The organism is Streptomyces sp. TLI_146, assembly GCF_002846415.1.
Taxonomy (GTDB): domain Bacteria; phylum Actinomycetota; class Actinomycetes; order Streptomycetales; family Streptomycetaceae; genus Streptomyces.
This window is the reverse complement of the sequence record NZ_PJMX01000001.1, coordinates 2,720,055-2,738,397: the sequence shown is the minus strand read 5'-3', so window position 1 is coordinate 2,738,397 and position 18,343 is coordinate 2,720,055. Positions and strand designations below refer to the sequence as shown.

General features: G+C 73.6%; 19 protein-coding genes. 11 read left to right on the top strand and 8 right to left on the bottom strand.

Features of this window, described 5'->3' with window-relative positions:
* Positions 1-121: 121 nt before the first annotated feature.
* A complete protein-coding gene (locus tag BX283_RS12555) occupies positions 122-913 on the top strand; it encodes an enoyl-CoA hydratase/isomerase family protein (RefSeq protein ID WP_101387698.1) in 792 nt (263 codons plus the stop codon).
* A gap of 348 nt (positions 914-1,261) precedes the next feature.
* Here the strand turns inward: BX283_RS12555 and BX283_RS40580 are convergent, their stop codons facing one another.
* Positions 1,262-1,867 carry a nucleopolyhedrovirus P10 family protein gene (locus BX283_RS40580; RefSeq protein WP_180357142.1) on the bottom strand — a complete coding sequence of 202 codons (606 nt, stop codon included), beginning with the start codon at positions 1,865-1,867 and terminating at the stop codon, positions 1,262-1,264.
* A 93-nt stretch (positions 1,868-1,960) separates the two neighbouring features.
* Between BX283_RS40580 and BX283_RS12545 the strand changes: the two genes are divergently transcribed.
* From BX283_RS12545 to amaP, 5 genes are read left to right on the top strand one after another with little or no spacing between them, the layout of a single operon-like run.
* The gene (locus BX283_RS12545) at positions 1,961-2,461 is read left to right on the top strand and encodes an Asp23/Gls24 family envelope stress response protein (RefSeq protein WP_101392304.1); all 501 of its coding nucleotides are present in this window, start codon (positions 1,961-1,963) and stop codon (positions 2,459-2,461) included.
* A gap of 40 nt (positions 2,462-2,501) precedes the next feature.
* Entirely contained in the window at positions 2,502-2,699 is a 198-nt protein-coding gene (locus BX283_RS12540; RefSeq protein WP_101387697.1) for a hypothetical protein, read from the top strand.
* 23 nt (positions 2,700-2,722) lie between these two features.
* Positions 2,723-3,184, top strand: a complete 462-nt coding sequence (locus tag BX283_RS12535; RefSeq protein ID WP_373979166.1) for a hypothetical protein — start codon at positions 2,723-2,725, stop codon at positions 3,182-3,184.
* Positions 3,181-3,891, top strand: a complete 711-nt coding sequence (locus tag BX283_RS12530) for a DUF6286 domain-containing protein (RefSeq protein ID WP_101387696.1) — start codon at positions 3,181-3,183, stop codon at positions 3,889-3,891. Before BX283_RS12535 ends, BX283_RS12530 begins: the two co-directional genes overlap by 4 nt.
* A 3-nt stretch (positions 3,892-3,894) precedes the next feature.
* Positions 3,895-4,473, top strand: coding sequence for an alkaline shock response membrane anchor protein AmaP (gene amaP / locus BX283_RS12525; protein WP_101387695.1), 579 nt, complete (start codon positions 3,895-3,897; stop codon positions 4,471-4,473).
* A gap of 123 nt (positions 4,474-4,596) precedes the next feature.
* Here the strand turns inward: amaP and BX283_RS12520 are convergent, their stop codons facing one another.
* From BX283_RS12520 to BX283_RS12495, 6 genes are all read right to left on the bottom strand, one after another.
* Positions 4,597-5,352: an SDR family oxidoreductase gene (locus tag BX283_RS12520; RefSeq protein WP_101387694.1), complete on the bottom strand. Its 756-nt coding sequence runs from the start codon at positions 5,350-5,352 to the stop codon at positions 4,597-4,599.
* A 4-nt stretch (positions 5,353-5,356) separates the two neighbouring features.
* The gene (locus BX283_RS12515) at positions 5,357-7,138 is read right to left on the bottom strand and encodes a glycoside hydrolase family 15 protein (protein WP_257582659.1); all 1,782 of its coding nucleotides are present in this window, start codon (positions 7,136-7,138) and stop codon (positions 5,357-5,359) included.
* A gap of 97 nt (positions 7,139-7,235) precedes the next feature.
* A complete protein-coding gene (locus BX283_RS12510) occupies positions 7,236-8,021 on the bottom strand; it encodes an SURF1 family protein (protein ID WP_101387693.1) in 786 nt (261 codons plus the stop codon).
* Positions 8,022-8,209: 188 nt separating this feature from the next.
* Positions 8,210-8,443 carry a hypothetical protein gene (locus BX283_RS12505; protein WP_067160707.1) on the bottom strand — a complete coding sequence of 78 codons (234 nt, stop codon included), beginning with the start codon at positions 8,441-8,443 and terminating at the stop codon, positions 8,210-8,212.
* Positions 8,444-8,496: 53 nt separating this feature from the next.
* On the bottom strand, positions 8,497-9,483 hold the full coding sequence (locus BX283_RS12500) for a DEDDh family exonuclease (protein WP_180357141.1): 987 nt from the start codon (positions 9,481-9,483) through the stop codon (positions 8,497-8,499).
* A gap of 40 nt (positions 9,484-9,523) precedes the next feature.
* Entirely contained in the window at positions 9,524-10,147 is a 624-nt protein-coding gene (locus BX283_RS12495) for a TetR/AcrR family transcriptional regulator (RefSeq protein WP_101387692.1), read from the bottom strand.
* A gap of 123 nt (positions 10,148-10,270) precedes the next feature.
* On the opposite strand from BX283_RS12495, the gene BX283_RS12490 reads away from it, so the two are divergent.
* The 5 genes from BX283_RS12490 to BX283_RS12470 are packed head-to-tail and all read left to right on the top strand — an operon-like array spanning position 10,271 to position 15,250.
* Entirely contained in the window at positions 10,271-11,068 is a 798-nt protein-coding gene (locus BX283_RS12490; RefSeq protein WP_101387691.1) for an acetoacetate decarboxylase family protein, read from the top strand.
* Positions 11,068-11,952 (top strand): SDR family NAD(P)-dependent oxidoreductase, encoded by an 885-nt coding sequence (locus BX283_RS12485; RefSeq protein WP_101387690.1) that lies wholly within the window; start codon positions 11,068-11,070, stop codon positions 11,950-11,952. Before BX283_RS12490 ends, BX283_RS12485 begins: the two co-directional genes overlap by 1 nt.
* Before the next feature lie 10 nt (positions 11,953-11,962).
* Positions 11,963-13,276: an amidohydrolase family protein gene (locus BX283_RS12480; protein WP_101387689.1), complete on the top strand. Its 1,314-nt coding sequence runs from the start codon at positions 11,963-11,965 to the stop codon at positions 13,274-13,276.
* Entirely contained in the window at positions 13,273-14,502 is a 1,230-nt protein-coding gene (locus BX283_RS12475; protein WP_101387688.1) for an amidohydrolase family protein, read from the top strand. The genes BX283_RS12480 and BX283_RS12475 overlap by 4 nt, the downstream gene beginning before the upstream one ends.
* A gap of 25 nt (positions 14,503-14,527) precedes the next feature.
* Positions 14,528-15,250 carry a VIT family protein gene (locus BX283_RS12470; protein ID WP_101387687.1) on the top strand — a complete coding sequence of 241 codons (723 nt, stop codon included), beginning with the start codon at positions 14,528-14,530 and terminating at the stop codon, positions 15,248-15,250.
* Between the two features lie 3 nt (positions 15,251-15,253).
* On the opposite strand, the gene BX283_RS12465 is transcribed toward BX283_RS12470, so the two are convergent.
* A complete protein-coding gene (locus BX283_RS12465; protein WP_180357441.1) occupies positions 15,254-18,334 on the bottom strand; it encodes an NACHT domain-containing NTPase in 3,081 nt (1,026 codons plus the stop codon).
* Positions 18,335-18,343: the final 9 nt, after the last annotated feature.

Genomic DNA, 18,343 nt, shown 5'->3' with positions numbered 1-18,343 from the left:
CCGGGGCCGGGCGGGTCCATGGGCTCGCCGGGTCGGGTTGCCACCCGGTCGGCCGGATCGTCGGCCGGGTGGTTACTGTGCAGTCACTTATTTTTGACCGCACCCGACCCGGAGGCGCCCCATGGCTTCGCCCGACCCCGTACTCGACAAGGACGGCGTCCGGCTCACCGTCGACGACGCAGTCGCCACGGTGACCCTGACCAATCCGGACAAGCGCAACGCCCAGTCTCCCGCTCTGTGGCGGGCGTTGGCGTCCGTCGGTCAGGAACTGCCCGGCACCGTCCGGGTCGTTGTGCTGCGGGGAGAAGGCAAGTCCTTCTCCGCCGGGCTCGACCGTCAGGCCTTCACTCCCGAGGGCTTCGACGGCGAGCCGTCGTTCATCGACCTCGCGCGCGGCTCCGACGCGGAGCTGGACGAGGTCATCGCCGAGTACCAGTCGGCGTTCACCTGGTGGCGTCGCAACGACATCGTGTCGATCGCGGCGGTCCAGGGGCACGCGATCGGTGCGGGCTTCCAGCTCGCGCTCGCCTGTGACCTGCGCGTCGTCGCGGACGACGTGCAGTTCGCCATGCGCGAGACCAGCCTGGGCCTGGTGCCGGACCTCACGGGCACCCACCCCCTGGTGAGCCTGGTGGGCTACGCCCGCGCCCTGGAGATCTGCGCGACCGGCCGCTTCGTCGGGGCGGAGGAGTCGGAGCGGATCGGGCTCGCGAACCTGGCGGTGCCGGGGTCTGAACTGGACGCTGCTGTACGGGACTTGGCCGCGGCGCTGCTGGCCGCGCCGCGGGATGCGGTGATCGAGACGAAGGCGCTGTTGCGGGGGGCGTCTGGGCGGTCGTACGAGGAGCAGCGGGTTGCGGAGCGGGGGGCGCAGGCGCGGCGCCTCCGTGACCTGGCGGGCTTGGCGGACTGATTTTCCCCCACCCCGCCCGTTCCCTTAACCCTCCGGGGGTGGGTGGGGGTGGAGGCCCGTCTCCCGGGGGCTGCGCCCCCGGACCCCGTTCGCGGGGCCTGCGGCCCCTGCACCCCGCTTCTTTCGTCTGCGGACCGTAGATGGCTGGTGGCGCAGTTCCCCACGCCCCTGAAGATGCCGCTGCGCGGCAATCCCCAGGGCGGCCCGCAGGGGCGCATCCAGGGGCGCGGGGAACTGCGCCACCAGCCACCCACCGGCCCGCAGCCTACGAACCCGGCCGCCCGCCAGAGGCCACGCGGCGGAGCCGCACATGTCACAGCCGGGAAGGGGCGGGGTGGGGAACGAAACTCACCCCACCCACGTCACCAGCACAGCCACCCCACCCCCCACCACCCCCCGAACCCCCCGCACCACCTCCACCACCCGATACCCCGCCGACACCCCCACCTCCACACACCCCGGCAGAACCCCCAGCTCCGCCGTCAGGAACGCCACACCGGGCACGGCGAGCGGGGGCCCGGGGCGTGCCCCGGGTGGGGGCGGCGGGGGAGTGGGCGGAGCGGGGGCGTCCAGCAGCGTTGTCACCCGGATGTCGACACGGGTCAGGCGCAGGCCCAGGCGCGCGGAGGACGCCGCCAGCATCGCCCCCCGCACCTCATCCGCCCGCGGCCGCCCCGACCCCCACACCGCCACCTCCACCACCGCCCCCACATCCCCCGGCGGCAGCCCACTCGGCGGCGGCGGAACGGCCGGGACCCCGGCCGCCGCCGGATCCGCGAGCGCGAGCCGCAGGGACGTCACGGCGAGGCCCTGCACGGACGCGCACGCCGCCCGCAGCACCGCCCCCGCCGCCCGCTCCGTCACCCATGCGCCGTCCTCCGCCTCCCCGAGCGGCAGCAGCCTGCCCAGGGCCAGTCGGCGCCGTACCTCCGTGCTCCACACGTCAGCCGTCATTGCTCCAGCCTGCCGCATCCGGGGCGCGGGACGGGGCAACCGCACTTAGTGTGAGCAGCTGAGGGGAAGGGGAAGCCGAAAGGGATGAACGCCATGAGCGACACCACGGAACGCAGCCGCCCCGAACCGACCGGCCTGGGCGGCAAGGACACACCCGAGGGCGGGACCAGAAAGACCTCCACCGCCAGACGCGGCGGCGGCGACCCGGGCGCGCGCGGCCGTACCACCATCGCCGACGGCGTGGTGGAGAAGATCGCGGGGCTCGCGGCCCGCGAGGTCGTCGGTGTCCACGCGATGGGCAGCGGACTGTCCCGTACGTTCGGCGCGGTGCGCGACCGGGTACCCGGCGGCAGCAAAGCCGCCGTGGCGCGCGGGGTGAAGGCCGAGGTGGGCGAGGTCCAGACGGCCCTCGACCTGGAGATCGTCGTCGACTACGGCGTGGCGATCGCGGACGTGGCCCGTGCCGTACGGGAGAACGTGATCGCGGCCGTGGAGCGCATGACGGGACTCGAGGTCGTCGAGGTCAACATCGCGGTCAGTGACGTGAAACTTCCCGATGAGGAAGAGGAAGAGCCGGAGCACCGGCTCCAGTGAGGCCCCGGCCCCCGACTGAGGAGCGACTGAGGAGCTCAGGATGAGCATGGCGGTGATCGGCATGGTGGCCGGCATGGCGCTCGGCTTCGCCGGATACTTCGGCGGCTTCGGGGCGTTCCTGCTGGTTGCGGCGCTCGGCGCGATCGGATTCGTGGTGGGCAGGTTCCTGGAGGGCGATCTCGAACCCGGTGACTTCTTCCGTCCCCGGGACCGCGACCGCGGCGACCGGCGGCGGTGACGCCGAGTCATGACGGTGTTCTCATGACGGTGTCGGCGGCGCCCGGGGCCGAGTCCGGGTCCGGGTCCGGTGAAGGCGGACGCGGCCCCATCGGGCCCGGCTCCACCGCGCCCGGCCCCGTGGACCCCGGCCCGGCCGCCGCCCCCCGCCGTATCCCGCCCGCCGAGCGCGGAGCGACCCGTATCGCCGACCGGGTCGTCGCGAAGATCGCGGCGCAGGCGGCGCGCGAGGCGGTGGGTGCGCCCCCAGAGGGCGGCACCGCGCCCCACGCGGCGGTCACGGTGCACCAGGACGTGGCCCGGGTGCGGGTCAGCCTGGAGCTCGGCTACCCCTCCGATCTCGGGGCCCAGTGCGGCGCCGTGCGTCGGCGAGTCGCCGAGCGGGTAAGGGCGTTGGCGGGCATGGAGGTGCCCGAGGTGGCGGTGCAGATCGAGCGTCTGCACTCGGCGCACACCGGTACGGCGGACCGGGGGAGGATCGCATGAACGGGCCAAGCGAGCCGGAAGCGTCCAACGGCGGGAACGGCACCCGGCCTCTGCCCGTCGTCATGGAGAAGGGCGCCGCCCCGGACCCCGAAGGCGGGCTCGACCAGTCGCGGTCGTCCGCCGCCTACGACCCCGTGCCCGTCCTCGCCGAGGACGAGGGCGGCCGGGCCCATCGCTTCTGGTCGGTGCGGCGGGTGCCCGCCGTGCTGGTCGCCCTCGTCGTCCTGGCCGTGTCCGGGCCCCTGCTGTACGACATCGCGGCCGTACGGGCCGACCGCCCCGCGATGGCCTGGCGCCGCAGGCTCGCCGACTGGGCGGCCCGGCACACCGTGGACGACGTGGCGGTGCTCACCGGCGCGGGCGTCGCGGTGGCCCTCGGGATCTGGCTGATCGTGCTCGCGGTGACGCCGGGGCTGCGGGACGTGCTGCCGATGCGGCGCGCCTCGGCCACCGTGCGCGCCGGGCTCGACCGCTCGGCCGCCGCGCTGGTGCTGCGGGACCGGGCGATGGAGGTCCCGGGCGTGCAGTCGGTGCGGGTCAGGATGGGCCGCGCCAAGGTCGCCGTACGGGCCGTCTCGCACTTCCGCGAGCTCGACGACGTACGGGCCGATCTGGACGCCGCGCTGGGCGCGGGCATCAAGGAGCTCGGGCTCGCCGGACAGCCCGGGCTCTCCGTGCATGTGGGCCGTGCCGCCAGGAAGAGGTGACCCATGCTCAGGACGGTGAACCGGGTGCTGATCGGCCTCGCCGGGCTGGTCCTGGTGGCGGCGGGCGGCGCGGTCCTCGCGGCCGGGGCGGGCCTGTCGGTGCCGTCGTGGTGGCCCTGGGAGGACAGCGACGACGCCCTGCTGGAGCGGGCCCGCCGGGAGCGCTGGCACCACCACGGCTGGTGGTGGCCGACGGTCATCGCGGTGCTCGCCGTACTCGTCCTGCTCACCCTGTGGTGGCTGTTCGCCCAGCTGCGCCGGGCGCGGCTGGCCGAGGTCCTGGTGGACTCGGGCGACGGCGAGGGCGCGCTGCTGCGCGGCCGCGCCATGGAGACGGTCCTGGCGGGCGAGGCGGAGGCGCTGCCGGGCGTGGCCCGCGCCCAGGTGACCCTGCACGGCCGCCGCACCACCCCGGCGGCCCGCGTCGCCCTCCTCCTGGAGCCGCACGCGGCCCCCGCCGAAGCCCTCTCCCGCCTCACCTCGGAGGCCCTGGCCCACGCCCGCGACTCGGCGGGCCTGGCCGCACTCCCCGCCGAGGTCCGGCTGCGCGCAGTCAAGCACCGGGCCCGGCGGGTGAGCTGACACCGGGGCACAGGGCCCCGTCGTCGAGGCCTCCGGCGCATGACCACGGGGGCCCGCCGCCGGGGCCCCCGGCACATGACCACGGGGGCCCCGCCGCCGAGCCCCCCGGCGTATGACGTCGGCTCAGAAGCCGTGCCGTGCCCCGCCGTCCACCGGCAGCATCAGGCCCGTCAGATACGAAGCCGCCGGCGAGAGCAGGAACGCGGCCGTGCGGCCGAACTCCTCCGGCGTGCCGTAGCGGCGCAGCGGGATCTGGGCCTCGTTGGCCGTGCGCGCGGCCTCCGCGTCGCCGGAGAGGGCGTCCAGGTCGCGGACGCGGTCGGTGTCGATGCGGGACGGGAGCAGGCCGACCACCCGGATGCCGCGCGGGCCCAGCTCGTCCGCCAGGGACTTGGCGAAGCCCGCCAGGCCCGGGCGCAGGCCGTTGGAGACGGTCAGGCCGGGGATCGGCTCGTGGACCGAGCCCGACAGGACGAAGCCGATCACGCCGCCCTCGTCCAGCTCCTCCGCCGCCGTGCGCGCCATCCGTACCGCACCCAGGAACACCGACTCGAAGGCCGAGCGCCACTGCTCGTCGGTGTTGTCGGCGACGAAGCCGGGCGGCGGGCCGCCCACGCTGATGAGCACGCCGTCGAAGCGGCCGAACCGCTCGCGGGCGGTGGCGATCAGCCGGGCGGCGGCGTCGGGGTCGCTGTTGTCGACGGCCACGCCCAGCGCGTTCGGCCCCAGCTCCTCGGCCGCGGCCGCCACCGCCTTCTCGTCGCGGCCGCTCAGTACCGCCTTCGCGCCGTCGGCCGTCAGTGCCCGCGCCGAGGCGAGGCCGAGGCCCCGGGAGGCGCCGGTGACGACGTAGACGCGGTCCTTCAGTCCAAGATCCATGCGCCTATCCTGCCTCCAGCCCCATCGCCGTGGCCACCAGTCCGATGTGGCTGAACGCCTGCGGGAAGTTGCCGAGCTGCCGGCCGGCCACCGGGTCGTACTCCTCGGCGAGCAGCCCGACGTCGTTGCGGAGCGCGAGGAGGCGGTCGAACAGCTCCCGCGCCTCCTTCTCGCGGCCGGTCAGCCGCAGCGCGTCGGCCAGCCAGAACGAGCAGACCAGGAACGTGCCCTCGTCGCCCGGCAGGCCGTCCACCGTGACGCCCTCGGTGCTGTAGCGGCGTACGAAGCCGTCGTGGCCGAGCTCGGCGCGCACCGCGTCCACCGTCCCGACCACCCGCGGGTCGTCGCCCGGCAGGAACCCGACCCGGGGGATGAGCAGGGTCGCCGCGTCCAGCTCCGCGGACCCGTACGACTGGGTGAAGGTGTTGCGCTCGGCGTCGAACCCCTTCTCGCACACCTCCCGGTGCACCTCGTCCCGCATCCGCCGCCAGCGCTCCGCGTCGCCGCGCCGCGACGGGTCGGACTCCAGGGCCCGCACCGCGCGGTCGGCGGCGACCCACGCCATCACCTTGGAGTGCACGAAGTGGCGGCGCTCGCCGCGCACCTCCCACAGCCCCTCGTCCGGCTCGCGCCAGCGGGCCTCCAGGAAGCCGAGCAGGCTGAGTTCGACGTTCCAGGTGTGCGGCTTGGCGGCCATGCCCGCGGTACGGGCCAGATGGAGGGAGTCGATGACCTCCCCGTACACATCGAGCTGGAGCTGTTTGACGGCGGCGTTGCCGATCCGCACCGGGGTGGAGCCCAAGTGGCCGCGCAGCCACGGCAGTTCGGTCTCCGGCAGGCGCCGCTCGCCACCGAGGCCGTACATGATCTGGAGGTCGGCGGGGTCGCCCGCGACCGCCCGCAGCAGCCAGTCGCGCCAGGCCGCCGCCTCGTCGAGGTAGCCGGCCGAGACCAGCGCGCCCAGTGTCAGCGTCGAGTCGCGCAGCCAGCAGTAGCGGTAGTCCCAGTTGCGCACGCCCCCGATCTCCTCCGGCAGCGAGGTGGTGGGGGCGGCGACGATGCCGCCGGTCGGCGCGAACGTGAGGGCCTTGAGGGTGATGAGGGAGCGGACGACGGCGTCCCGGTAGGGGCCGGTGCAGCGGCACCTGTCGGCCCATTCGCGCCAGTCCGCCAGGCTCTGCTCCAGCGCCTCGAACGGGTCGATTATCGACGGCCGGGGCTCGTGCGAGGGGTGCCAGGTCAGCACCATCGCGACCTGCTCGCCGGGGCCCACGGTGAACGACGAGCGGGTGCTCATCTGCTGGCCCCAGGTCTTGACCGCGGGGTCGGTGCGCAGCCAGACCGAGTCGGGTCCGGCGACCATGACCCGGTGGCCGTCGGCGCGGCGCACCCAGGGCACCACCCGGCCGTAGTCGAAGCGCACCCGCAGCACGGAGCTCATCTCGACGCTCCCGCTGACGCCCTCGACGATCCGTACGACGTCGGGGGCGGTGTCGCGCTGGGGCATGAAGTCGAGGACGCGCACCGTGCCGGTGCGGGTCTCCCAGACGGACTCCAGGACGAGTGAGTCGTCGAGGTAGGCGCGGCGCGTGCAGTCCCCGGCGCCCGCCGGGGCGATCCGCCAGTGGCCGTTGTCGTCGTCGCCGAGCAGCGCCGCGAAACAGGCCGCCGAGTCGAAGCGGGGCAGGCAGAGCCAGTCGATGGAACCGTCCCGGCCGACCAGGGCGGCGGTCTGGAGGTCGCCGATGAGGGCGTAGTCCTCGATGCGTTGGATGCGTCGCGTCACGCTCTGGCGTCTTCCCGCCCTGCGGAATTGTCAATCAGACCAGTACGTCCATAGGACCGGACGGTACGGATGGGGCGGGCGCCGCCTGCGGGCCGGCTCAGGCCGTCGCCGGTGCGGGCTCCGCCGCCTCCGCCTTGGCCGCTGCCTCGGCCCGGTCCCGCTTCTCGCGGCGAACCAGGATCACCCAGCCGACCGGGACCCCGGCGGTGAACAGCCACCACTGCACGGCGTACGCCATGTGCGGGCCGATGGAGGAGTGGTCCGGCGCCGGGATCAGCTCGGGGGAGTCGGCCTCGGGGGCGGTCTGCTCGATGTAGCCGCCGAGCACCGGGCGGCCGAGCGCCTTCTGCTGCTGGGCGCTGCTGATCAGCATCACCTGCCGGGGCGGCAGGCCCTTGACGTCCTTGATGCCGCTGGCCGCCGTCGTCTGGTCGGCCATCAGCCGCCCGGTGATCGTGACGTCGCCCTTGGGCGGGGCCGGGATCTGCGGGAACTCGGTCTGGCTGCCGTTGTCCGGCACCCAGCCGCGGTTGATCAGCACGGTCGGCCCGCTGTCGAGGACGAACGGGGTGAGCACGTGGTACCCGACCCGCCCGTCGGCGGCGGTGCGGCGGCGCACCACGACCTCGTGGGCGGTGTCGTACGTGCCGGTGGCGGTGACCCGGCGCCAGTACTGGGCGTGCGGGACGGTGTGGCCGGGGGAGGTGAGCGCGGTCACCGGGACCGGCTTCGCCTTCAGGTTGTCCGCGATGACGGTGTTCTGCGCGACGCGGTGCTGGTGGCGGTGCAGCTGCCAGAAGCCCAGCTCGATCATCGTGGGGATGAGAACGAGGGCGAGGAGGGTGACGAGCACCCACTGCCGGGACAACAGGAAGCGATACACGCATCGACGGTACAACGTGACGAAAGGCCCCCCGGCAGTGGGTACCGCCGGGGGCCGGACCCCCGCATCGGCGGGGTGCGTACAGCCGACTTGTATCGTCGGGGGGTCTATCGCGGACCACCCCCGTAGAACGGGGAACTGGGCGAACGCGTCGCCTTAAAGGCCCTAACGAGGCAGACGCGGCCGGATCACACCTTGTCGACGATGCCCACCCGGCCCTCCGCTCGGGCGCAGTGCCCGCCGCAGTACCAGTGCCCCTCGACCTCGACGCCCTGGCCGATGATCTGGACCCGGCAGTGTTCGCAGATGGGCGCCATGCGGTGGATGGCGCACGAGAAGCAGTCGAAGACATGCACCACGCCCTGCGCGTGCACCTCGAAGGACATCCCGTAGTCGTTTCCGCAGACCTCGCAACGTGCCATGCGCCACAGGGTGGAGCGCGCCGCGCCCCAACGGCGGGCGGCACGCCACACGGTCACCCGTCTGCCGCAGCCACGTCCCGCAGCAGCTGGGTGAAGGCCGCCTCGTCGACGACCGGGGTGCCGAACGACTTCGCCTTCACGGTCTTGGAGGTCGCCGAGTCCGGGTCGTTGGTCACCAGCAGGCTGGTCAGCCGGGAGACGCTGGTCGCCACGTGCAGCCCGGCCTCGGTCGCGCGGTCCTCCAGGAGCTCCCGGTCGATGGAGGTGTCGCCGGAGAACGCCACCCGCATGCCCTGCTTGAGTGGTTTGTCCGCTTCGTAACGACCGGGGTTGGGGTACGGGCACGCCGGGCGCTTGCGCGCGGGCCGCCAGCCGGAACCGCGTCCGTACGACCCGGTGGCCTGGTAGCCGATACGGCGGGTGGCCGGGCCGTCCGACCACTCGGTGAGCGGGCGGCACTCCAGGAGCGGCAGCCGCGCCCCGACCCGCGCCGCCTCGTGCAGGCTCGGGCGGAACGCCTCGGCCAGCACGCGCGCGTCGTCGAGCGCGTGGTGCGCGCGCTGCTGGACCACTCCGAAGTGCGCGGCCAGCGACTCCAGCTTGTGGTTGGGCAGCGGCAGGTCGAGCTCCTTGGAGAGCGCGATGGTGCACAGCCGCTGGCGCACCGGGGCGGTGCGCTTGGCCCGTGCGTACTCCCTGGCGATCATCTGCCAGTCGAAGATCGCGTTGTGCGCGACCAGGACCCGGCCGTCCAGGCGCTCGGCGAACTCCCCGGCGATGTCCGGGAAGAGCGGCGCGTCCGCCAGGACGTCGGTGGTCAGGCCGTGGATCCACACCGGCCCGGGGTCGCGCTCGGGGTTCACCAGCGTGTACCAGTGGTCCTCGACGTTGCCCTGGGCGTCCAGGCGGTAGACGGCAGCCGAGATTATCCGGTCGTCGCGGGCGAGGCCGGTGGTCTCCACGTCGACGACCGCGTACCCCTGCGGGTAGGCGGTCGGCCAGGTCGCTGCTGCTGTCGTACGGTCGTCGAGCATGGTCACAGAGAATACGGGGCCGCACTGACAACGCGGGCGGCGCCCGTCAACGCGGCTGTGCGAGCAGCCCGTCGACCAGTGCCCGCACCGACGCCGCGAACAGCCGCTCCGGGTCCGGCGGCCGGGCCAGCGCGCGGGCGAGGGCCGGGTCGTCCTCGGTGGGCGCGGTGTGCCAGAGCTCGTCCTCGCCGGGGTGCTGCGCCGGAGCCCGCTCGCGGTAGCGCTCGACCAGGACGTGGCCGACGACCTGGAACTGGACCGCCCGCACCACCCGCGCGGCGGCGCTCCCGCGCAGCCCGGCCTCGTGGACCTCGTGGACCAGGGCCTGCTGGGCGGGCAGGAACATCCGCTCGGTCAAGCCGCGTTCGTGGACCATCGCGATCAGGTGCGGGCGCTCGCGCAGCTGGCGGCGCAGCGCGGTGGCGACCGAGACGATGCGGTCGGCCGGGGTGCGCCCGCGCGGGCTGATCTCGCCCAGCTCCCGCACGGTCCGCTCGACGAGCGCGTCGAGCAGCGACTCGCGGTTGCCGACGTGCCAGTAGATCGAGGTGACCGCCGTGCCCAGCTCGGCGGCGAGCTTGCGCATGGTGAGGGCGGCCGGCCCGTGCTGTCTGACCAGGGACCCGGCGGCCGCCAGGACCTCCTCGCGGCTCAGAGACGTACGCGTCATGGCCCGCGCCCTCCCAACTCCGGTCGCCGCACGGCTCTTTACCCTTCATCGGCCTCGGTGTAACTGTGTTACAGACCCGGGGGAACGGCACTGCGAGGCACAACCCAGGAAGGGTGGTACGCCATGGCACGCGTACGGTACGGCGCGCGGACCGAGGACGAGATCCGGGCCGCGCGCTCCGCGAGCTCCCGTCTCCCCGACATCTGGTCCACCGGTGTGGTGGCCGTCTGGGAGAGCGACCCCGACGCGGTGGCGGCCGTGCTGCCGCCGCCGCTCAAGCCCGCCGGGGATTCACTCGTACGGGCCAACATCAGCCGGGTCGACCTGCCCGGCTATCCGCTCGGCGCGGGCTCGGTGGCGGTGTCCGCCGTGCACGACGGGCAGCCCGGCTGGTATCCGCTGGTGATGCCGATGACCCATGAGCGGGCGCTGATCGGCGGGCGCGAGGTGTTCGGCGAGCCGAAGAAGCTCGGCGAGGTCACCGTCGAGCGGGACGGCCTGGTCGTGCGGGCCGCGCTCGCCCGGCACGGCATCGCCTTCGTCGAGGTGCGCGGCGCGGTCGACAGCGTGCTGCCGCTGCCGGAACCGGTGGAGAAGACCGACTTCTACTTCAAGTTCCTGCCCGCCGTGGACGGCGAGGGCTTCGACGCGGACCCGGTGCTCGTGCACTGCGTACGCAACGAGAAGGTCCGCAAGCTGGAGCGGATCACCGGGGACGTGGTGCTGCGCGAGTCGATGTACGACCCGGTCGCGGACCTCCCGGTGCGGCGCGTCGTGGAGATCACGATCGGCGAGAAGACCACCGACCAGCGCGGCCGGGTGGCCGAACGGGTCAGCGCCGAGGCCCTGTTGCCGTACATCCACCAGCGCTACGACGACCCGCAGCAGATCCTCGACGGGCCCCCGGCGGGGAGCGTGTGATGCGGCTCGCCGAGGGACAGGTCGCCGTCGTCACCGGCGCGGCGAGCGGGATCGGGCTCGCCATGGCCCGCCGGTTCGCGGCCGAGGGGCTCAAGGTGGTCCTCGCGGACGTCGAGGAGGCGGCCCTGGAGAAGGCGGCGCAGGAGCTGCGCGAGGAGGGGGCGCGGGTCCACGCGCGCGTGGCGGACGTCTCGGAGCGCGCGTCCGTACGGGAGCTGGCGGACGCGGCGTACGACACGTTCGGGGGCGTCCACGTCCTGTGCAACAACGCGGGCGTCGGCTCGGGCGCCGAGGGCCGGATGTGGGAGCACGAGGTCAACGACTGGAAGTGGGCCTTCGCCGTCAACGTGTGGGGCGTCTTCCACGGCATCCAGGCCTTCGTGCCCCGCATGATCGCCTCCGGCGAGCCGGGCCACGTGGTCAACACCTCGTCGGCCGACGGCGGGATCGCGCCGCTGCCCACCGCCTCCGTGTACGCGGTCACCAAGGCGGCCGTCGTCACCATGACCGAGTCGCTGTACGCGCACCTGAAGGCGGAGCACGCGCGCGTGGGCGCGTCCGTGCTCTTCCCCGGGCCGCACATGCTGCGCACCGGACTGTGGGAGTCGCACCGCAACCGCCCGGCCCGGTACGCCAAGGAGCGCCCGCGCAAGGCGCCCTACCGCAGCCTGGGCCAGTGGGAGGCGGCGATGAGGGCGGCCGGGCAGGAGATCGAGTTCACCCCGGTCGAGGAGGTCGCCGAGACGGTCGTCGACGGCATCCGGGCCGACCGCTTCTGGATGCTCCCGCCGAGCGAGCACAGCGACCGCCAGATCAGGGCGAGGTCGCAGTCGATGCTGGGCCGGGCCAATCCGTCGTACTTGGAGAGCTTCATACTGGACTGAGGGATCCGCCATGCCGAAGAGCAGCACATCGCCAGGCGCACAGCACGACCCGTATCTGATCATCTCCTCCGACTGCCACGCCGGGCTCCCCACCGAGCGGTACCGGCCCTATCTCGATTCCCGTTTCCACCGCGACTTCGACGACTTCCTCGACGGGCGCGACCGCCGCCGCGAGGAGATGACCCGCCTCGGCGTGCGCAACGAGGCCTTCGCGGACAAGTGGTTCGCCGACAACGAGGAGGGCCTGAAGGGCGGTTGGGACGCCGCCCGCAGGCTCAAGGAGCTCGACGGGGACGGGGTGGCCGCCGAGGTCGTCTTCCCCGACGCGGACGCCGTCGACAGCCGCACCGCCGCGCCCTTCGGGGTGGGCCTTGGCCTCTCCGGCGACCAGGACCCCGAGCTGGGGATGGCGGGCGCGCAGGCGCACAACCGCTGGCTGGCCGAGTTCGTGGGCGGGGACGCCGAAAACGCGGCACGGCACTGCGGGGTCGCCCTGCTGCCGGTGACGGGCGACGTCGCGCGCGTGGTCGCGGAAATCCACCGGGCCAAGGAGTCCGGGCTCGGCGCGCTGATGATCCCCTCGATGTGGGTGGACAAGGCCCCGTACCACGACCGCCGTTACGACCCCGTCTGGGCGGCCGCCGCCGAGACCGGGATGCCGGTCGTCACCCATTCGGGGGCGGCACCCCGCCACGAGTACGGCGACCACCTCGGCATCTACGTCAGCGAGGTCACCTGGTGGCCCGCCCGGCCGCTGTGGTTCCTGCTCTGGTCCGGTGTCTTCGAGCGCCATCCGGGACTCCGCTTCGGGGTCGCGGAGTCGGGCTGCTGGTGGCTGCCCAACCTGCTCTGGTTCATGGACCGGCTGTACCTGGGCGCGCACGGCGGCAAGAAGCTCTCGCCGTTCGCCGAGCTGAAGCGGCCGCCGAGCGAGTACCTGGACCGGCAGGTCTTCGTCTGCGCGACCAACACCAAGCGCCGCGAGCTGGCCCAGCGCTACGAGATCGGCGTCGACAACATCCTGTGGGGCTCCGACTTCCCGCACCCGGAGGGCACCTGGCCGCACACCCGCGAGTGGCTGCGCAGGACCTTCCACGACATCCCGGTGGCGGAGACGCGCCGGATGCTGGGGCTCGCGGCGGCCGAGGTCTTCGGCTTCGACACCGCGAAACTGGCCCCGCTGGCCCGCCGCATCGGCCCGACCCCGGCCGAACTCGGCCAGAGCGAGGACCAGTCGGCGGTCGAGGCGTCCTGGGCGCGCTCGCGCGAGGTGGGGCGGCACTGGCTGACCGAGCACGACTTCCCGGTCCTGGGGGTGTCATGAGCACCGACCGCTACACCGTGATCTCGGCGGACTGCCACGCGGGCGCCGACCTCCTCGACTACAAGCCGTATCTGGAGAAGCGGTACCACGACGACTTCGACGCCTGGGCCGCCACCTACGTCAATCCGCACGAGGACCTGCTCGCCGACACCGCCGACCGCAACTGGAACTCCGAACGCCGGGTGGCCGAGCTGGAGGCGGACGGGATCGTCGCGGAGGTGGTGTTCCCCAACACCATCCCGCCGTTCTTCCCCTCGGCCTCCCTGATGGCGCCCGCGCCCACGCGCGAGGAGCTCGACCAGCGCTGGGCGGGCCTGCGGGCCCACAACCGGTGGCTGGCGGACTTCTGCGGGCTGGTGCCGGGCCGCAGGGCGGGCGTGGCGCAGATCCTGCTCGGCGACGTCGACGCGGCGGTGGCGGAGATCCGCCGGACCAAGGAGGCGGGCCTGACCGGCGGCATCATGCTCCCGGGCGCACCGCCCGGCTCGGGCGTCCCCGAGCTGTACTCGGCCGTCCACGACCCGGTCTGGGCGGCCTGCGCCGACCTCGACGTGCCCGTCAACCACCACGGCGGCTCCGCCTCGCCGCCGCTGGGCGAGGAACCGGCCGCGCGGGCCGTCTTCATGGTGGAGACGACGTGGTTCTCGCACCGGGCCCTGTGGCACCTGATCTTCGGCGGCGCCTTCCGCCGCCACCCGTCGCTGAAGCTGGTCCTCACCGAGCAGGGCTCGGGCTGGATCCCCGGCGTGATCGAGATGCTCGACTACTACCACGAGCGGCTGGTGTCGGCGGCGAGCCGGGCGGCGACGGCGGAGTCCAAGTTCGGTGCGGGCCTGGCCGAGTCGATGGGCAAGGGCCCGAGCGCGGTGTGGCGCGACAACTGCTATGTGGGCGCCAGCTTCATGCGCCCCCACGAGGTGCCGCTGCGCGACCGGATCGGCCTCGACAAGATCATGTGGGGCAGCGACTACCCGCACGACGAGGGCACCACCCCGTACTCCCGCGAGGGCCTGCGGATCGCGTACGCGGGCCTGCCGAGGGACGAGGTCGCGCGGATGGTGGGCGGCAACGCGGCCCATGTCTACGGCTTCGACCTGCCGTACCTGGACACCGTCGCGGCGAAGGTGGGCCCGACGGTCGAGGAGATCGCCGAGCCGCTGAAGGAGATCCCGCCGGACGCGACGAGCCCGGTGTTCGCCCTGGGTGGGTCGGTACGCGTGTGGTGAGGCGGCGGGTGAGACCCTTCGCCGCATGACGGAAGCGGAGACGGCCCAGGGCCACGACGAGGCCCACCAGGGCGCCCTCGGCACGCGCCTGAACTGGCTGCGGGCGGCGGTCCTCGGCGCCAACGACGGCATCGTGTCCACGGCGGGCCTCGTCGTCGGCGTGGCGGGCGCGACGGACGACCGCTCCGCCCTGCTGACGGCGGGCCTCGCCGGTCTTCTCGCCGGCTCGATGTCGATGGCGGCGGGCGAGTACGTCTCCGTGTCCACCCAGCGCGACTCCGAGAAGGCGGCCCTCGCGCAGGAGCGGCGCGAGCTGCGCGAGGACCCGGCGGCCGAACTGGAGGAGCTGAGCGGTCTGCTGGAGGACCGCGGCCTCAGCGCCGGGGTGGCGCGGGAGGCGGCGCAGCAGCTCACCGAGCGCGACGCGCTGCGCGCCCACGCGCGCGTGGAGCTCGGCATCGACCCCGACGAGCTGGCCAACCCCTGGCACGCGGCGGGCGCCAGCTTCCTGGCCTTCACGGCCGGCGCCCTGCTCCCCCTCCTGGCCATCGTCCTGCCCCCGTCCTCGGTCCGCCTGTACGTGACGGTCACCTCGGTCCTGGCGGCCCTGGCCCTCACGGGCTGGGGCAGCGCGCGGCTGGGGGCGGCGCCGGCCCCCGCGGCGGTCCTGCGCAACATGGCCGGGGGCGCGGTGGCCATGGGGGTGACGTACGCGGCGGGGGCGGTGCTGGGGGCGGTGGGGGTGTGAGGGTCAGGGGCGGGTGCGGAACGTCTGCAGCCGTTCCGGCGGGATGAGGTCGGCGCCGAGGAAGGGGGTGTCGTCCGGCACCGTGATGGTGAGCGCGGGGAGATCGGCCAACGGGGCCAGATCGAGGGGGTGTCCGGCCGTCGTCGATCTGGAGATCCACAGCCGGGTCAACCGCGGAAGCTCGCGCAGAGCCCCCAGCCCGGCCGGGAGCTCGCACTCGGTCAAGGCCAGGCTCCGGAGCTCGGTGGCGCCCCCGAGCAGGCGCAGATCGAGGGATTCGAGCTCGTGCAGCCCCAAGTAGGACAGCCGTCCGAGCAGGTCGGGCATCGCGCGCAGTTGCCGTAGCTGCGCCTGTCCGGCGAGCGTCAGATCGGTGAGGAGCGGCCAGCGTTCGATACCGTCGAGGCTTGCGTACCGGATCTGGCGCTCCAGTACGAGCCTGGTCAGCAGGGGCCCCAGGGGCAGTTCGGCGACACTCTCGATCAGCGCGGGATGGCCGATGAAGGCGCTCTTGAGGCCGGTCGCCTCCCGCAGGGGATCCAGCGAGAGGTCCGGGTCGAGCATGTAGAGGGAGATGTGCTCTAGGTCGGGCCGGGCGATCGGGGTCAGGTCCCGCAGCGCCGAACACCGGCTCAGACCCAGCTGTTTGAGCCGGGGGAGCGAGGCCAGCGGAGTGAGATCCGTGAGGTCCATGCTGCCGTAGAGGAAGACGTACTCCGCTTCTCGGACTTCGGCCACCGGGGTGAGATCGGAGTGATTGCCCGTGACCTGGACACGGTGGGCGCCGGGGACCAGACGGAGGGCGAGCAACTGCTCCGGAGTCGTGGCGGTCAGCACGGCTCCGTCCCAGGTCCCCGCCGCCAACACCTCGCGCGCGTACTCCTCGGTGTCGAAGGACCCCCAGGCCGCCGAGACCTGCGTGGCCACCGGCCCCCGCCCATCCCCCCGGAACCGCGAGATCACCTCGAACGCCGCATCCCCCCGAATCGCCGCGGCCGTCCGCACCACCGCCCCCGCCTCGTACTCATCAAGCCCCTCCGGCCCCGGCAGCAGCTCAAGCACCAGCTCCCCCACCTTCGCCAGCTTCTCCGCGTCATCCAGACAACGAGGCGGCAACAGCTCCCGCGTCCGCGCCTGGACCGTCTCCCGGATCGCGGGATCCAGCTCGGGCGCGTGCTCCAGGCACGCCGCCGCCAGCAGCACCAGCCGATGCCGCAGCTTCGGCGCCCGGTCGGCCCGCCGGAGCAACTGCTTGAGCAGACGGGTGCGTTCGTCCGCGCGCGCGTGGCCGACGGCCATCTGGACGACGTCATCCCACGTGTCGTCGTGCGCGTTGGCCGCCAGCACACCGAAGTCGCGTGACTCCACCGCCGCCTTCGCGCCCAGGTAGTCCTGGAACGTGCGGTGCACGAAACCCACGGTCCCGGGGGCCGGTTCGCGCAGCAGGCCGCTGCGGATCAGCAGATGGGCGAAGGCCTGCTCCGCCGTGCCGCGCACCTGCGGCATCGCGGTGAGCCAGTCCGCGATCATCTCCCTGGCCTCGTCCTGCTCGGCCTCGACCTGGGCGTTGCGGATCAGCCAGTACGCGAGCCGCTGGAGGAGCGCGGTCTGCTCCTCACGCGTGAGCTCGACGCCCTCCACGCCCGCGATCTCGCGTTCCGTGTCCCGTCGTACGAGCAGCATGTCCAGGGCCGCGTCGTACAACTCCTTGCGGGCACGCGGCAGTTGCATCCGGCGGTCCCGGTTGAGGGCGCACAGCAGGGCGCACATCAGCGGGTTGGTGGCGAGCCGCCCCAGGTCGCGGCGGCTGCCGACCGCCTGCCGCAGTGAGGTCTCGTACGTGGCGAGCCGCGCCCGTTCGGCGTCGCTCAGGCACTCGCCGCGCGCGGCGTCGTGCCAGTGCCCGATGAACGCGCGGATGTCGTCCCGCTCCATCGGCAGCAGCGAGTGGGCCGCGAAGCCCTGCCGGGAGAGCCAGTCCACGGGCACGGCGGAGGGGCGGGTGGTGACGACGTACCGCGCGTTCGGGAAGGCGGCGATCAGCGACTTCAGCCAGGCCTCGGTACGGGCGCGCAGCCGCGTCGGGACCTCGTCCACCCCGTCCACCAGGACGAGCGCCCGGCCGCCCCGGAGCAGCTGCTCCACCCACCCGGCGGGCACGTGCAGCGGCACCCCGGCCGCCCGCAGGAACTCGTCGGGCAGAGGCAGCGCGTCGGCCTGGGTGAAGGCGCGCAGCCGCAGAACGAAGGGGACGCACCGGTTCCAGTCCGCCAGCTCCCCGGTGAAGGTGCGCCGGGCGGCGTTGAGGGCCAGCCACTGCACCAGCGTGCTCTTGCCCGAGCCGGCCGGGCCCCGCAGCACCAGGCGGTCGGCGCCGGCGAGCGCCTGCTCGGCCTTGACCGCGACCTGGTCGCCCCGGGCAAGCCCGAAGTCCCCGCGCTCCCCGCTCACCGCGAGGCTGATGTAGGCCGTGTCCAGCGCCCACTCGCCGCGCGAGCGGCCCAGCGTCAGCCCGAACAGTTCGAGCCGCCCGTGCGTCTCGGTCACATAGGCCGCGTACCGCTCCTCGAAGCTCAGGGCCGTCGCCTCCGCGCGCGGGCCGAGCCGGTCGCGTACGTCCGCCACCAGGTCGTGCGTCCGCCCCGCCGCCCGCACCTGCTCCACCGCCGCCCGGGCGGCGAACGCGGGGTGCGCGGTCAGCTGCTCCACCACATGGGCGCAGCAGAGCCCGAGGAGCTCCTCGTACAGGGCCTCACCCGGCCCGGGGTGCGGGCGGCGCAGTCGCGCGCGCAGCCGCCCGGGCTCCAGGCCCAGCGAGAACAGGTGGTCCGGCGTGATCTCGCCCGCCGCCGCGAACGTGTCCGCCACCGCTTCGGCCGCCGCCGTCCGCTCGTGCTCCGGCAGCGAGCCGTACGCGTCCGTCAGACGCCGCCCGAGCACCTTCGCCAGCCGCTCCGGCGACGCGGGCCCCGGCAGCGGGCGGACGGGGGCGGACACCAGGCCCGCGCCGGGTTTCGGGCTCAGGAGGGACTTGGCGACGGTGGAGAGCACCGTGCCCGCGAGACGTACGAGCGCGACTTCCATGCCTGCCAC